Below are 14,759 nucleotides of genomic sequence, written 5' to 3' on the forward strand. Positions count from 1 at the left end.
CTGCGCCCCAGGGTCGCGCCCGTCGGGCGAGACCGGAGGAAGGGATCGAAGATGGTCGCACGGCACCGGGCGCTGCTCGCCCTCACCCTGACGGCCTCGCTGGTCGCGCTCACGGCCTGCAGCTCGGGCGGGGGCGGATCGTCCGGCGACGTCGCGTTCTCGACGAAGTCGTCGGGCACGCTGAAGGCTTGGGGGTTCAACAACGCCGACGACGTCGGCAAGGCCCGGCTGGCGTACGCGAAGTCGCAGCTGAAGGGCGTGACCGTCTCGCTCGACCAGACGGCGTTCGACGCGCAGAAGTTCACGACCCGCGTCGCGAGCGGTCAGGTGCCCGACGTCGTCCAGATGGACGCCTCGTTCGTGAACACCTACGCCGCGCAGGGTCTGATCCTGCCGCTCGACAAGTGCTACGCCGCGCACAAGGTGACGCCGAGCTCGGAGTTCTACCCGCAGGTCATCGACTACATCAGGTACAGGAGCCAGGTCTTCGCGGTGCCGCAGTTCTACCAGCCGCCCGCCATCCTGCTCAACGAGCGCGTGATGAAGGCCGCGGGCGTCACCGACTCCGACATCGACACCTCGAAGCCCGACACCCTGATCGCCGCGATCAAGAAGATGACGGTGCTGCAGAACGGCAAGCCGACCCGCATCGGGTTCGACGCGCAGGCGACCGGGCAGTCCTACCTGTGGCTGCAGGGCCAGGGTGGACGCATCGTCGATGGGAGCGGCAAGCCGACCCTCACCGACCCCGCCAACGCGAAGGCGATCGACCTGCTCAAGCGGATCTACGACGCCGAGGGCGGCTACGCGAAGGTGAAGAGCTTCGCCGACTCGTTCGACTTCTTCGGCGCGAAGAACCAGTTCGTGAAGGACCAGGTCGGCGCCGAGGTCGACGCCCAGTGGTACGTGAACGTGCTCACCCCGTACGCGAAGCAGGTGTCGCTCGGTGCGGTGCCGTTCAAGGACCCGTCGGGCGCCCCGTACACGACGGCCGGCGGCACCGCGTTCGTCATCCCCGCGGGAGCGAAGAACAAGGACGCCGCGTGCTCGTGGATGCTCGCGCTGACCTCGGACCCCGCCTGGATCGCGGCCGCCGAGGCGCGGAAGGCCACCCTCGCGAAGAGCCCGGGATCCATCAACACCGGCCTCTTCACCGGCAACCCGTCGGCCGACCAGAAGATCCGCAGCCGGTTCGTGCAGTCGAGCGGAAACGCCGGCTTCGACAAGGCGATCTCGACCTACTACGACGTCCTGCCGACGGGGAAGAGCTTCGGTGCCTCACCGGCCGGCCAGGACATCCAGACCGAGATCGCCAACGCCATCACGGCGGTGCTGCTCGGGCAGAAGTCGTCGACGCAGGCCCTGGCGGACGCCCAGAAGTCTGCGGAGCGCGCCTACTCGCAGGCGACGCAGGGGTAGTCGCCCGCGCTGCGCCCTCGGGACGCTCGTTCGGCTTCGGGGCCGTACGAGCGTCCCGAACGCGTCGGGCCGCCGCCGGCGCCCTGAGCGGTCGCACTTCGTGCCGCTGCCAGCTGCGCTCGACGGCACGAACTGCGACCACGGGTGCCGCTGCTGGTTCGAGGTCGCACTTCGTGCCGCTCTGATGCTGTGCTCAGCGGCACGGCTGCGACCTCAGGAGCCCTTCCCGTCGTCCCCACCGTTGCGCGCACCCGGGCGGATGCACGGGCTCGCCGGCGAACGTTCCCTTGACGGCGTGGCTCGCGCGGCTGTTGCCACTTTCTGCGGCCATGAGTGCCCCATGGCCGCAGAAAGTGGCAACAGTCGGCCGGCAGCGTGGTGCGTCCGGGGGGCGCGCCGAGGACGGGGGTCAGCCTTTGCGGCCCTGCGTCGCGATGCCCTCGATGAAGTAGCGCTGCCCGAATGCGAACAGCAGCAGCATCGGCAGGGTCACGAGCAGCGCGGCGACCATCACGTACTGGTAGTCGCCGTGGCCGCCGTTCGTGGGGGAGAAGGTCGTCATCGCGTACGAGATGCCGAGCGGCACCGTGAAGCCGGAGGGGCCGCCGCCGTTCAGGTAGATCAGCGCGCCCTGCAGGTTGTTCCAGCTGGCCTGGAACTCGAACAGGAAGATGATGATGAACGACGGCAGCGACAGCGGCATCACGATCCGTCGGAACAGCCCGAGGTAGCTGGCCCCGTCGATCCGCGCCGCCTCGAACAGCTCCCGCGGCAGCCCGAGCAGGAACTGGCGCTGCAGGAAGATGTAGAAGGCGCTGCCGAAGAGGTTCATGCCGAACAGCGGTACCCATGTGCCGATGAGGCCGAGGTTCTTCCAGATCAGGTACTGCGGCACGAGCGTGACGGCGCCGGGCAGCATCATCGTGGCGAGCACCAGCCCGAACAGCAGCCTGCGGCCGGGAAACCGGAAGTAGGCGAAGCCGAAGGCGACGAGCGAGCTCGAGATCGTGACGAGGCCGGCCGCGAGCACGGCGATCGACACGCTGTTGAGCAGCCAGCTGACGAGCGGCAGCTGGTCCCAGACGGTGGCGTAGTTGCTCAGCTGCAGCGTGTGCGGGATGAGCGAGTTGTCGAAGACGTCGCCCCGCGGCTTGAGGCTCGCGGCGAGCAGCCAGAGGAACGGGTAGAGGAAGAGCAGCCCGAACCCGATGAGCACGAACCAGAGCACGATCCGGCCGATCAGCGGCAGCGGGCGGCGCACGCGGCGGCGCTTCAGGGGGGTCGTGCCGGCGAGCTGGACGCCGGTGGCCTGCGCCGCGAGCGACGGCTGGCCGGTGGTGGAGTCGGTGATCGCCATCAGGAGTTCTCCGCCTCGTAGTAGACGAACCGCTTGCTGACTCGGGTCTGGATCAGCGTGATGAGCAGGATGATCACGAACAGCAGCCAGGCCATCGCGGCGGCGAAGCCGAAGTTGAAGCTGCGGAACGCCTCCTGGAACAGGTACACGCCGTAGAACAGGGAGGCCTCCGGGGCGGAGGAGCCCTGGTCCCGCCAGAACAGCAGGTACGCCTGGTCGAAGACCTGCAGGGCCGCGATCGTGAGCACGATCACGTTGAAGAAGATGGTCGGCGAGATCATCGGCACCGTGATCGAGAAGAAGCGGCGCACCGGACCCGCGCCGTCCAGCTCCGCAACCTCGTAGAGGTCGCGCGGCACGTTCTTCAGCGCGGCGAGGAAGATCACCATGGTGCCGGAGACGCCCCAGAGGGTCATCAGCACGATCGACGGCTTCACCCACCCCGGGTCGATGAGCCACTGCGGCCCCTGGATGCCGAAGAAGCCGAGCGCCCCGTTGATCGCGCCGCTGTTCCCGTTCAGCAGCAGCAGGAACACGGATGCGGTGGCGACCGCCGGCGTCATCTTCGGCAGGTAGAAGAGCGTGCGGAAGACCCCGGCGCCCCGCCCGACGCGGTTCAGCAGCATCGCGAGGCTCAGGGCGACCACGATCTCGAGCGGCACGGCGAGCACCGCGTAGAAGAGCGTGTTGCCGAGCGACGACGCCACCCGCGGGTCCGCGATGAGGTTCGCGTAGTTGTCCACGCCGGCCGGCCGGGCCAGGTTCGTGGCCAGGTTGTAGTGCGTGAACGAGATCACGAGGCTGTAGCCCATCGCCCCGAGGGTGAAGACGCAGAAGCCGATGATCCACGGCGAGATGAAGAGGTAGCCCGCCACCGCCTCCCGCCGGTTGAAGCGCTTCGCCCGCCTCTGCAGCATCCGGATGCGCTCCGGATCGGTTCTCGGGACGTCGAGTGCCGGTGCGCTCGTCACATCCGCTCCCTTCCGGCCGCGGCCGGTGGGCCAGGCGTCCTCGCCGGTCTCGGGACGCGGCGTCCCTGATCAGCGGGAGAGTACGAGGGAAGTCTTGAGAAGTGCTGCGGTTCTCGGTTCCCTCAGGAGCCCGGCAGAATGGGCCGGTGACCGATGCCGCCGAGCTCACCGTCCGCCGCGCCCGCACGGCCGACGTGGTGCGCATCGAGCAGCTGATCGCCCCCCTGGTGGCCAAGCGCATCCTCCTCGGCAAGGACCTCGCGGTGCTCTACGGGTCGGTGCAGGAGTTCCGCGTCGCCGAGGAGCCGGGCGGCCTCGTCGTCGGCTGCGGCGCCCTGCACGTGATGTGGCAGGACCTCGCGGAGGTGCGCACGCTCGCCGTCGATCCGCTCTGGCGCAGGCGCCGGGTGGGGCACGTGCTCATGGAGCAGCTCGAGGCCGACGCCGTCGAGCTCGGTGTCGGCAAGCTCTTCTGCCTCACCTTCGAGGTCGACTTCTTCGCCGGGCACGGCTTCGCGCCGGTCGGCGAGGGGCTCGTCGGACCCGACGTGGTGGCCGAGCTCGCCCGCTCGGGCGACGAGGGCGTGGCCGAGTTCCTGGACCTGCCCCGGGTGAAGCCCAACACCCTCGGGAACACGCGGATGCTGAAGGTGTTACAACCGTCCTGAGGCCCGGGTCGCGACCTAGGCTGACCCCCGACGGCACCCGATGCGACGGCGCCGCCCTGCCCCGCCCCGCTCCCCAGCCAGCCGCATCGATCAGGAGGATCCGTGACGCCTCAGCAGCGTGCTCGGTTCTTCGACGCCGCGGCCGTCCTCTTCGACCTCGACGGCGTGCTGACGCCGACCGCCGAGATCCACATGCGCGCCTGGTCCGAGCTCTTCACCGCCGAGCTCGCACGGCACGGCGTGCAGCAGCAGTACACGGACGAGGACTACTTCCGGTACGTCGACGGCCGGCCCCGCTACGACGGGGTGCAGGCGGTGCTCCAGTCCCGCGGCATCGACCTGCCCTACGGCGACCCCAGCGACGCGGCCGGCGCCGAGACCGTGTGCGGCCTCGGCAACCGAAAGAACGCCGTCTTCGGCGAGACCCTCGAGCGGGAGGGCATCGCGCCCTACCCCGGATCGTTGGCCGTCGTCGACCGGCTCGGCATGATCGGGATCCCGGCCGCCGTCGTCTCCAGCTCGAAGAACGCCCGACAGGTGCTCGAGGCGGCGCACCTGCTCGACCGGTTCCCGGTGATCGTCGACGGCGTCGTCGCCGCGGACGAGGGCATCGCCGGCAAGCCGGCGCCCGACCTGTTCCTCACCGCCGCAGAGCGGCTCGGGGTCGCCCCGTCCCACGCGATCGTCGTGGAGGACGCGGTGTCCGGCGTCGCGGCGGGCGCGGCCGGGGGCTTCGCGCTCGTCGTCGGCGTCGACCGCGGGGTGGGCGCCGCCGCGCTCACCGACGCCGGCGCCGACGTGGTGGTGTCCGACCTGGCGGAGCTGCTGCCCGCCGAAGCTGAGAAGGACGGATCCTGATGGACCGCGACCGCTTCCCCGTCGACCCGTGGCGGCTCACCGAGCGGATCTACAGCGAGGACCGCATCGGCCTCGCCGAGACGATCTTCACCGTCGCCAACGGCTACCTCGGCATGCGGGGCAACACCTCCGAGGGCCGGCACGCGCACGAGCACGGCACGTACATCAACGGCCTCCACGAGGTGTGGCCCATCCGTCACGCCGAGCAGGCGTACGGCTTCGCGGAGGTCGGCCAGACGATCGTCAACGCGCCCGACGCGAAGATCATGCGGCTGTACGTCGACGACGAGCCGCTCGTGCTCGACGTCGCCGAGCTGCTCACCTACGAGCGCAGCCTCGACTTCGCCGACGGCGAGCTGCGCCGGGAGCTGCTCTGGCTCACCCCCGCCGGCAAGCGGGTGCGGGTCCGCTCCGACCGGATGGTCTCGTTCGTCGAGCGGCACCTCGCGGTCATGTCCTTCGAGGTGACCGTCGAGAACGCGGATGCGTCCGTCGTCATCTCCAGCCAGGTGCTCAACCGGCAGGACGGCGAGGACGAGTTCGGCCGCACGGTGCCGGAGGAGGGCCCGGCGGGCTTCGACCCGCGCCGGGCCGAGCGGCTCGCCGAGCGGGTGCTGCAGCCGGTCGACTACTGGCAGCGCGACGACCGGAGCGCCCTCAGCTATCGGGTCACCCACTCGCACATGACGCTGTCCGTGATGGTCGACCACGTGATCGAGACGGAGAACGAGTACACGTCGTCCGCCTCCATCTCGCCGGACATCGCGAAGCACGTGTACCAGGTGCGGGCGAAGGCCGGGGTGCCGGTGCGCCTGACGAAGGTCGCGGCCTTCCACACGTCCCGCAGCGTGCCGCCGCGCGAGCTCCTCGACCGCGGCGAGCGCCTCGTCGACCGGGTCATCGCCGAGGGCGGCGTCGCGGAGCAGCGCCGGCTGCAGCGCGAGTGGCTCGACGCGTACTGGGAGCGCTCCGACGTCGAGATCGTCGGGCATCCGGACCTGCAGCAGGCGGTCCGCTGGAACCTGTTCATGATCGCCCAGGCGGCGGCGCGGGCCGATTCGAGCGGTGTGCCTGCGAAGGGGATGACGGGCAGCGGCTACAGCGGCCACTACTTCTGGGACACCGAGATCTACGTGATGCCGTTCCTCACGTACACGACCCCGCTGTTCGGCCGGAACGCCCTGAAGATGCGCGAGCGGATGCTGCCGGCGGCCCGCCGCCGCGCGCGGCAGCTGAACGAGGGCGGCGCGCTGTTCCCGTGGCGCACGATCAGCGGCGAGGAGGCGTCGGCCTACTACGCCGCCGGCACCGCGCAGTACCACATCAACGCCGACATCACGTATGCCATCGCGAAGTACGTACGGGCGACGGGGGACTCCGACTTCCTCGCGCGCGGTGCGATCGACGTCGTCGTGGAGACCGCGCGGCTCTGGACGACGCTCGGCTTCTGGCGCCGCACCGGCGGCACCTCGTTCCACATCCACGGCGTCACCGGCCCCGACGAGTACACGACGGTCGTGAACGACAACCTGTTCACGAACGTGATGGCGCGGTTCAACCTCCGCTACGCGGCCGAGTCGGTGCGGATCGTCGCGGACCAGTTCCCGGAGGCGTATGCGCGGATGGTGGAGCGGGTCGGCTTCGAGGAGGCCGAGATCGGGGAGTGGGAGCGCGCCGCCGAGGCGATGGTGATCCCCTACTCCGACTCGTTCGGCATCCATCCGCAGGACGTGCACTTCCTCGACCGGGAGGTCTGGGACCTCGCGAACACGCCGCCGGACAAGCTGCCGCTGCTGCTGCACTTCCACCCGCTGGTCATCTACCGCTTCCAGGTGCTGAAGCAGGCGGACGTCGTGCTCGCGCTGTTCCTGCTCTCGGACGAGTTCTCCGACGAGATGAAGCGGGCCGACTTCGACTACTACGACCCGCTGACGACCGGCGACTCGACGCTGTCGGCGGTGGTCCAGTCGATCATCGCGGCCGAGATCGGGTACCGCGACCTGGCGCTCGAGTACTTCCGCCACGCGCTGTTCGTGGACCTCGACGACCTGCACAACAACGCGAGCGACGGCGTGCACGTCGCCTCGACCGGCGGCGTCTGGAGCTCGCTCGTGTACGGCTTCGGCGGGATGCGGGACGCCGGCGGCCACCTCGCGTTCGACCCGCGGCTGCCGGCCGACTGGCCGGAGCTGCGGTTCCGGATCCAGTGGCAGGGCACGCGCCTGCACATCCGGGTCACGCAGGACGAGTTCGTGGTCGACGTGGCCGACGGGGATCCGGTGGAGTTCGAGGTGCGCGGGGAGCGCTACACCGCCGAGGCGGCCTCGACCCTGCGGGTGCCGCTCGTCGGCCAGGGGCCCCGGCTGCCGGGACGCCCGTCGAGCGACCAGTTCAGCACGACGCGTCGCGACGACGGCTCGCTGATGACGGCGAGCGTGCCGATCGTCGGCGTGGACGACTGGACGGACGAGGACGACCCGTCCTGACGTGAGTCAGGCGAAGGCCTGGCCGATCGCGCCCTTGACGGTCGCGACGTCGGGGCCGAGATGCGTCGGGAAGCCCAGCCGGCGTGCCTCGGCCTCGCGCCTCGGCCCCTGCGCCGCCGGCCGGATCTCGCCCGCGGGCTGATCTCGCCGGTGGCGCAGAGGGTCGGCGGGATCTCGGTGCCGCGTGCCGCCGACGCGACGGCGAGCGCGATCGCGAGGTCGGCCGACGGCTCCGAGAGGCGCACGCCGCCGACCGTGGACACGTAGACGTCCGAGTCCGTCAGTCGGATGGCGGCGTGCCGCTCGAGCACCGCGAGCAGCATCGCGACCCGGTTGCCGTCGACTCCGTTCACGACGCGGCGGGGCTGCGGCGTCGTGGAGCGGACGACGAGCGCCTGCACCTCGACCGGGAGGGCGCGGCGGCCCTCCATCGCGATGGTGACGCACGTGCCGGGCTCCGCGCCGACGCTGCGGGAGAGGAAGAGGCCGCTCGGGTCGGGCACCTCCGCGATGCCGTCGCCGGTCATCTCGAAGCAGCCGACCTCGTCCGTCGGGCCGAAGCGGTTCTTCACGGCCCTGATGAAGCGGAGGGCCGTGTGCCGGTCGCCCTCGAACTGGCAGACGACGTCGACGAGGTGCTCCAGCACGCGGGGGCCCGCGATCTGGCCGTCCTTCGTGACGTGCCCGACCAGCAGGATCGGCAGGTCCCGCTCCTTCGCGACGCGGGTGAGCGACGCGGCGACCTCGCGCACCTGGCCGGGGCCGCCGGCGAACCCCGTGGTCTCGGCGGACGACACCGTCTGGACGGAGTCGACGATGACGAGGTCAGGGGACTCCTGCTCGATCTGGCCGAGCACGACGGCGAGGTCGGTCTCGGCGGAGAGCAGCAGGGTGGGCTGCATCGCGCCGGTGCGCTCGGCACGGAGGCGCACCTGCCCGGGTGACTCCTCCGCGCTGACGTAGAGCACACGAGCGCCGAGCGCCGCCACGTGGGCGGCGACGGCGAGCAGCAGGGTGCTCTTGCCGACGCCGGGCTCGCCGCTCAGCAGCACGACGGCGCCGGGCACCACCCCGCCGCCGAGCACGCGGTCGAACTCGCCGACGCCCGTGCTGCGGCGCCGCATCGCGTCGAGCGGCACCTCGAGGATCGGCTTCGCGCGGCGCGACGCCGGCACCTGCGCGGGCTGCACCCGCCCGACCTGCGCATCCGCTTCGACGACGGAGCCCCAGCTCTGGCACTCGCCGCAGCGGCCGACCCACTTCGCCGTGCGCCAGCCGCACTCCGTGCAGCGGTACCCCTGCGGAGTCGGCTTGGTGCGAGCGGTGGCCATGGGTCGAAGGTACGTGCGAGCACCGACAGGGCCCGGCCGCTCGGACCCGTTCGCATCCGCCCGCCTCTGTGCTGTCCGCACGGACAACTGCTGCCGCTGTTCCTGCCGCAGTTGTCCGTGCGGACAGCAGACGCTCGGGGCGTGACGTCCCGTACACTCTTCGGCGGTGGCGTGTCCGAGCGGCCGAAGGAGCATGTCTCGAAAACATGTGTGGGGGTGACTCCACCGTGGGTTCAAATCCCACCGCCACCGCCAGCTAGAGGGGCCCGAGAACCGCGGAAACATGCGGATCTCGGGCCTTTCGGCCGCTCAGGCCTCGCCGTTTGCCCACATTTTGCCCACATCCGTGCGAGCCAGCCCCTCGTTCAAACGCCCCGCGACGGCGTCCAGGTCATCGTCGAAGAGGTCGCTGTAGACGTCGAGCGTCATGCTCGCGGAGGCGTGTCCCAGCATCCGTTGCACCGCCTTCACGTTGGCCCCGGAGCTGACAGCGAGGCTCGCAGCGGTGTGCCGCAGGTCGTGCGGGGTCATCGTCGGTAGGCCGGCGCGCGCGACCGCCCGCGTGAACCAGCCTCGGCTCGCTTCGTTGGTTCGTGTTCGGCGGAGGTGCTGCCCGTGCTCGTCAGCAAACACCAGATCGTCAGGGCTCTTGTCCTCGCAGAGCCGAGCGAGGGGGCGGCCGAGCAGTTCGGGGAACGGAACGGAGCGGCGCTTGTGCGTTTTCGGGGTGCCGACTTCGATGACGCCGTCGACCTCGACCGCGTTCACGGTCACGTTGATCCGCCGACGCAGCATGTCCAGGTCCTTGACCCGGAGCCCGATGGCTTCGCCCCACCTCAGGCCGCAGTAGGCCAAGACGAGAACCAGTGTCGCCTTGTCGTTCGCTTCCAGCGCGAGGGTGCTCACCTGGTCGTGCGTCAGGTAGGCGTGCGGTCGTTTCGTCGGCCGGGGTAGCTTCACGCCGCGAGCTGGGTTGGAGATGATTCGCCGATCCTTCGCGGCTACGTCGAGGATCGCTGCGAGCACCCCATAGGCCCGGAGCACAGTTGTCGCTCCTCGCGCGTGGCTGATCCCGCTGACCCAGCCCTGGACGTCGCTGTGGCGAACGTCGCCCACGGGAGTTGTTCCCCATCGTGGCTCGACGTAGACGCGCCAGGCGATCTGAACGGGCCGGAGGGATGAGGGCTTCAGGTGGGTCTGGTTCTCGAGCCATCGGGGGCCCAGTTCTCCGATGGGCACTCGAGCGGCTGAGGCATCGACGAACTCCCCTCGAGCGACCGCGACCTCTACTGAGGCGAGGAAGAGTTCGGCTTCGCGTTTAGTGCGAAAGCCTCGCCGATCAGTCTGTGATCGGTCCGGCTTCCGGTAGCGCACCCGGTACCGCCGGCCCGCCGCGGTGTCGTATGGCGTGATACTTGCCATGCCTGGTCCTTCGGGAAGAGTTCGGACGGGCGTAGCGTCCTCGGGGCCACCGACATCACCTGATGAACTCTTGGCGCAGCCATTCCAACCGACGATCGGTCCGACGATCCGTTCGCCCGGTGTGCGCGTTGACGTCGCACTTCCCGTCTCGCCACTGCTCCGCGTCAGGAATCAGTCGAGAAGTCGCTTTAGGGCAATCACTGCCGCTTGGAGTGCGAAATCAAACCCCCGTCGTCAGCCCCGTCGTTGGATGCGAGGGGTCTGGCGACGGGGGTTTGGTCGTCTTGCCCTGTCCTGGCCTGTCTCCTCGGCGGATGCCGTACGCGAACCACCCTCACTCTGCGTTCCTTGAGAGAGGGTGGTTTGCGTATTCAGGAGACAGGCCAGGACAGGGCAAGACTTCAAGTTGTAGTACAGGAAGAAATGAATGTTGGTGAAAGTGTTTGCCAGGTGTGTTCTGTGTGGTCCTATGCAGGGGATGCGGGGAGATCCAGCAGGGAATCGAAGCGTTGGCGGCAGAGAGATGTGCGGCTGATGCGGATGGTGCGGTGATTCGAGTGTCTGGATGATGAGGCCGGACGGGTCGGTTTTGGGGCAGGATCAGGGGGGCGCAGGAGACCGGGAGCGGTCTGCAATGGCTCAAGCGCCGAGAGCGCCACGACGGACCTCAACCGGCACAGCGGCCACCAGGCCGTGACCGAGGGCGCCGACGCCACCGTCGCGCTGGCGATGATCGATCAGACCGGCCCGACGAGCGAGTTCCGCGACCGGAGTGGTCGCATCGCGCACTGAGCCGCTTCAGTCGCTCGGCTGCTCTCCGGCGAGGGCGGCGCGGAGGTCCGCTTCCGTGCTGTGCATCAACTCGCTGAAGTCGCTCGCGGGAGCGGTGGACCAGCGCTCGTAGGCCGCCCGGAAGATCTCATGTGCGGTAGCGGCGGAGAGCCGGGCTTGCCCAGCTGGGGCTCCGCGCACTTGAAGTGCGCGCGCTACCGCGTTCACCAGAGATGCGGCCTTGACGAGGTCTCGCTCCTGGAGGGCCTGGGAGGAGTCGATCAGCGTCCGGCGCTGCCGTTCGAATGGGACCAACTCGGCCAGCATGGCGCCGGCTCGAGTGAAGGCTTCGAGGGCGGCGTCGAACGGCGAGAGCTCTGGTGCTGCGGTCGTGACGAAGTGGACCGTGGTGTCCTGCAGGTCTTGCGCGCCGGCGAAGAGGAGATCGCGCTTGTCGTCGAAGTGGTTGAAGAAAGTCCGTCTGGTCAGTCCAGCTCGCTCGGCGATCTCGGCGACGGTGACCGCGTCGTACCCGTGCTCACGCAGGAGCTCCATGCCCGCGTGCTGAAGCCGTAGTCGAGCGTCAGGCGCCCACCGTCCCATCCGGCAAGTGTAGAGGTGATTGCATCGTGTGCAATAGGTGTGCCATGCTCACTGCACCAAGTGCAATCAGGAAGACGGACCGCTATGACGACGAACACAGCCGCGTGGATCAATCACAAGCACGCGCGCCTCGAGACGGGAGCTGCGCCGTACCCCGAGGTCGGCGAGAGGCAGATCCTTGTGGAGACGAGCGCCGTCGCGATCAACCCGCTCGACTGGATCATCCAGGTCGAGGGCAACCTGACCTACGGCTGGCTGCGCTACCCCACCGTGCTGGGCGCTGATGTGGGCGGAGAAGTCGTCGCGGTCGGGGGAGGAGTCTCGCGCTTCACGATCGGCGACCGGGTCGTCGGCCTCTGCGTAGGCACGGACAAGGATCGCAACCGTGGCGCCGAGGGCGGGTTTCAGCAGTATGTCGTCCTGGACGAGCGATTGAGCAGCCCGGTCGCGGGGGGCCGCAGCATCGAGGACGCCGTCACCTTGCCCTTGGCGGTGTCGACCGCGGCGGCAGCACTGTTCCAACCCCGCCATCTCGGCATGCCACTTCCTGGGGCCGCACCCTCGCCGACGCGAGAGGTCGTACTCGTGTGGGGTGGTTCGACCAGCGTCGGTAGCCAGGCGATCCGGCTCGCGGTCGCCGCCGGCTACGACGTCATCTCGACCGCCTCGCCACGGAACTTCGATCACGTCAGCCGGCTCGGCGCGGCGAGCGTGTTCGACTACCGGAGCCCCACGGTTGAGGCGGACGTCCGGGCCGCGCTCGCCGGACGGCGCTTCGCGGGAGCGGTGGCGATCGGTCAGACCGGGGCGCCGGCCTGCGTGAGGATCGCCGGTCGTAGCGCCGGGAACCGGACGGTCGCGATCGCTACACCTCCGGTCTCGTTCGCCACGCTGGCCGACGGCCGCTTGGGCGAGCGTGCTCGGGTGACCGGACGTCTCATCGGCAGCAACGTGGCCCTGCAGGTCGCTGCGCGAAGCCGTCGGGTCCGGCTCGCCTACATCTGGGGATCCAGTATCAAGAACGATGGAATCGGCACGTACGTCTTCGGTTCGTACCTGCCTACCGTGCTGGCCGATCCCGAATATCGGGTCTCGCCCGCGGCCACGGTCGCCGGTCACGGCCTTGAAGCCATCCAAGGCGCCATGGATCGTCAACGAGCGGGTGTCAGTGCCGAGAAGCTCGTCGTCACCTTGTAGGTGAACCGCCCCCACATCCAGAAGGACCCTGTGATGACATCGAAGCCGTTCCGCTTCTCCGTCCAGGACGACGAGCTGCAGGATCTGCGAGATCGGATTCGGCGAACGCGGTGGCCGAAGACCTGGCCCGCGCCGGCGTGGGAGGCAGGCACCGATCGTCGTGAGCTCGAACACCTTGCGAGGTACTGGGCCGACGGCTTCGACTGGCGGCGGCAGGAACGCCTCATTGCCGCCCTGCCGTCATTCATGACCGATCTCGGCGGCGAGTCGGTGCACTACCTGCTGTTCGAGAGCGAACGGCCGGGTGCCCTCCCGATCGTGCTGACGCACGGATGGCCGAGTTCGGTCCTCGAGCTGGTTCCACTGGCCCAGCGGCTCGCGCGACCCTCCGAGTTCGGCGGCAGGCCTCAGGACGCGTTCACCGTCGTGGTTCCCTCCTTGCCCGGATTCGGCTTCTCGCCACAGGCCTCGACCGTTCCGGCCGCCGTTCCGACGCACGAGCAGTGGCACCGGCTCATGCGGGACGAACTGGGCTTCGCCCGATATGGGGTGCATGGCGGCGACCTCGGCGCCGGCATCAGCACCCGCCTCGCGGCCGGATGGCCGGATGAAGTCGTGGGCGCGCACGTGCTCGCGGTCGCTGATCCTGAGGGAGTCGATCCAGGCTCGATGACTGAGGAAGAGACCGCATACCTGCACTCCGTGCGGACCTGGTTCGAGCAGGAAGGCGCATACGAGCACCAGCAGCAGACCCGGCCGATCACCTTGGCCTACGGCCTGACCGACTCGCCAGTCGGGCTGCTGGCATGGCTGCTTGAGAAGTACCGCAACTGGAGCGACTCGCACGGTGACGTCACACAGGCCTTCCCGCCCGACTTCCTGCTCACCCAGGCGTCGATCTACTGGTTCACCAACTCGATCGGAACCTCCTTCCGCCCCTACTACGAGTACGCGCAAGGCGCCCTGGGATCGATCGGACCCGTCGCCGTCCCCACCGCCGTCGCGGTCTTCCCGCGGGACCTCGTGCAGCCCCCGCGCTCCTGGGCCGAGCGGAGCTACAACCTCCGCCGATACACGCGCATGCCGCGCGGTGGCCACTTCGCGGCCATCGAAGTCCCCGATCTCCTGGCCGACGACATCCGGACCTTCTTCCACGATCTGGCCTGACCGCACCGCAGCGGTCGATCTGCGCTAAGATACTTAGTACTAATGCAGATTGGACGGTGGCCGCGTGGACCCTACGGAATGGTTCGAGCACCTGGTCAGGTTGGAGACCGTCCTCTGGAACGGTGTCGACAGCGGCCTGCGGCGGATGTGCGGTCTCAGCCTCGGCGCCTACGACACCCTTCGGCTGATTCACCGGACGCCGGGCTGTCGAGTCCAGGACGTGGCCCGCGAGATGGCGATCACGGTAGGCGGCACGAGTCAGGCCGTCGACCGGCTGGAGCGCGACGGGTACTGTCGGCGCGTTCCGAACCCGACCGATCGCCGCTCCTCGCTCCTCGAGTTGACGGATCGCGGAGTCGCCCAACTGGCGGAAGCGGACGAAGCCGTGCGCGGGCTGCTCGCCGACCTCGTCGGGGGAGTGCTGAGCACGAGGGATGAGGCTGCATTCGGCCGGCACGCCGCGACGCTGAGGAACGCCGTGGCGACAAGGCTCGCGGTGACGCCGCAGC

General features: G+C 69.2%; 11 protein-coding genes, 1 tRNA gene and 1 pseudogene. 8 read left to right on the forward strand and 5 right to left on the reverse strand.

Annotation, left to right across the window (positions count from 1 at the left end):
- Positions 1-51: 51 nt before the first annotated feature.
- Entirely contained in the window at positions 52-1,419 is a 1,368-nt protein-coding gene (locus tag VIG76_RS03685; RefSeq protein ID WP_331951162.1) for an ABC transporter substrate-binding protein, read from the forward strand.
- Between the two features lie 409 nt (positions 1,420-1,828).
- On the opposite strand, the gene VIG76_RS03690 is transcribed toward VIG76_RS03685, so the two are convergent.
- Both VIG76_RS03690 and VIG76_RS03695 read right to left on the reverse strand, forming a co-directional pair.
- On the reverse strand, positions 1,829-2,776 hold the full coding sequence (locus tag VIG76_RS03690) for a carbohydrate ABC transporter permease (protein WP_331951164.1): 948 nt from the start codon (positions 2,774-2,776) through the stop codon (positions 1,829-1,831).
- Entirely contained in the window at positions 2,776-3,693 is a 918-nt protein-coding gene (locus VIG76_RS03695) for a carbohydrate ABC transporter permease (protein WP_331951182.1), read from the reverse strand. Before VIG76_RS03695 ends, VIG76_RS03690 begins: the two co-directional genes overlap by 1 nt.
- Before the next feature lie 200 nt (positions 3,694-3,893).
- Here VIG76_RS03695 and VIG76_RS03700 point away from each other — a divergent pair, with 200 nt between their 5' ends.
- From VIG76_RS03700 to VIG76_RS03710, 3 genes are all read left to right on the forward strand, one after another.
- On the forward strand, positions 3,894-4,415 hold the full coding sequence (locus VIG76_RS03700; RefSeq protein ID WP_331951166.1) for an amino-acid N-acetyltransferase: 522 nt from the start codon (positions 3,894-3,896) through the stop codon (positions 4,413-4,415).
- A gap of 102 nt (positions 4,416-4,517) precedes the next feature.
- On the forward strand, positions 4,518-5,273 hold the full coding sequence (locus VIG76_RS03705; protein ID WP_331951168.1) for an HAD family hydrolase: 756 nt from the start codon (positions 4,518-4,520) through the stop codon (positions 5,271-5,273).
- Complete coding sequence (locus VIG76_RS03710; protein WP_331951170.1) at positions 5,273-7,759, forward strand: glycoside hydrolase family 65 protein; 2,487 nt, start codon at positions 5,273-5,275, stop codon at positions 7,757-7,759. The genes VIG76_RS03705 and VIG76_RS03710 overlap by 1 nt, the downstream gene beginning before the upstream one ends.
- A gap of 197 nt (positions 7,760-7,956) precedes the next feature.
- On the opposite strand, the pseudogene radA reads toward VIG76_RS03710, so the two are convergent.
- Positions 7,957-9,285 (reverse strand): annotated as a pseudogene (radA, locus tag VIG76_RS03715) (DNA repair protein RadA); the annotation flags it as partial.
- On the opposite strand from radA, the gene VIG76_RS03720 reads away from it, so the two are divergent.
- A tRNA-Ser gene (locus tag VIG76_RS03720) sits at positions 9,256-9,345 on the forward strand. The pseudogene radA and the gene VIG76_RS03720 overlap by 30 nt on opposite strands.
- A gap of 54 nt (positions 9,346-9,399) precedes the next feature.
- Here the strand turns inward: VIG76_RS03720 and VIG76_RS03725 are convergent.
- Complete coding sequence (locus VIG76_RS03725) at positions 9,400-10,512, reverse strand: tyrosine-type recombinase/integrase (protein ID WP_331951172.1); 1,113 nt, start codon at positions 10,510-10,512, stop codon at positions 9,400-9,402.
- A gap of 798 nt (positions 10,513-11,310) precedes the next feature.
- Complete coding sequence (locus VIG76_RS03730; RefSeq protein WP_331951174.1) at positions 11,311-11,838, reverse strand: TetR/AcrR family transcriptional regulator; 528 nt, start codon at positions 11,836-11,838, stop codon at positions 11,311-11,313.
- A 132-nt stretch (positions 11,839-11,970) separates the two neighbouring features.
- Here VIG76_RS03730 and VIG76_RS03735 point away from each other — a divergent pair, with 132 nt between their 5' ends.
- The 3 genes from VIG76_RS03735 to VIG76_RS03745 all read left to right on the forward strand — a co-directional run.
- Positions 11,971-13,083, forward strand: coding sequence for a zinc-binding alcohol dehydrogenase family protein (locus tag VIG76_RS03735; protein WP_331951176.1), 1,113 nt, complete (start codon positions 11,971-11,973; stop codon positions 13,081-13,083).
- Between the two features lie 33 nt (positions 13,084-13,116).
- Positions 13,117-14,250: an epoxide hydrolase family protein gene (locus VIG76_RS03740; RefSeq protein WP_331951178.1), complete on the forward strand. Its 1,134-nt coding sequence runs from the start codon at positions 13,117-13,119 to the stop codon at positions 14,248-14,250.
- 64 nt (positions 14,251-14,314) lie between these two features.
- Positions 14,315-14,759, forward strand: a 445-nt coding sequence (locus VIG76_RS03745; RefSeq protein WP_331951180.1) for a MarR family winged helix-turn-helix transcriptional regulator, incomplete at its 3' end; no start/stop codon positions are given.

It is taken from the genome of Amnibacterium sp. (assembly GCF_036559085.1).
Lineage (GTDB): Bacteria > Actinomycetota > Actinomycetes > Actinomycetales > Microbacteriaceae > Amnibacterium.

Coding starts and splice junctions, on each gene's coding strand:
- VIG76_RS03685 (WP_331951162.1), top strand. CDS start 52: ATGGTCGCACGGCACCGGGCGCTGCTCGCCCTCACCCTGACGGCCTCG.
- VIG76_RS03690 (WP_331951164.1), bottom strand. CDS start 2,776: ATGGCGATCACCGACTCCACCACCGGCCAGCCGTCGCTCGCGGCGCAG.
- VIG76_RS03695 (WP_331951182.1), bottom strand. CDS start 3,693: ATGCTGCAGAGGCGGGCGAAGCGCTTCAACCGGCGGGAGGCGGTGGCG.
- VIG76_RS03710 (WP_331951170.1), top strand. CDS start 5,273: ATGGACCGCGACCGCTTCCCCGTCGACCCGTGGCGGCTCACCGAGCGG.
- VIG76_RS03725 (WP_331951172.1), bottom strand. CDS start 10,512: ATGGCAAGTATCACGCCATACGACACCGCGGCGGGCCGGCGGTACCGG.
- VIG76_RS03730 (WP_331951174.1), bottom strand. CDS start 11,838: ATGGAGCTCCTGCGTGAGCACGGGTACGACGCGGTCACCGTCGCCGAG.
- VIG76_RS03735 (WP_331951176.1), top strand. CDS start 11,971: ATGACGACGAACACAGCCGCGTGGATCAATCACAAGCACGCGCGCCTC.
- VIG76_RS03740 (WP_331951178.1), top strand. CDS start 13,117: ATGACATCGAAGCCGTTCCGCTTCTCCGTCCAGGACGACGAGCTGCAG.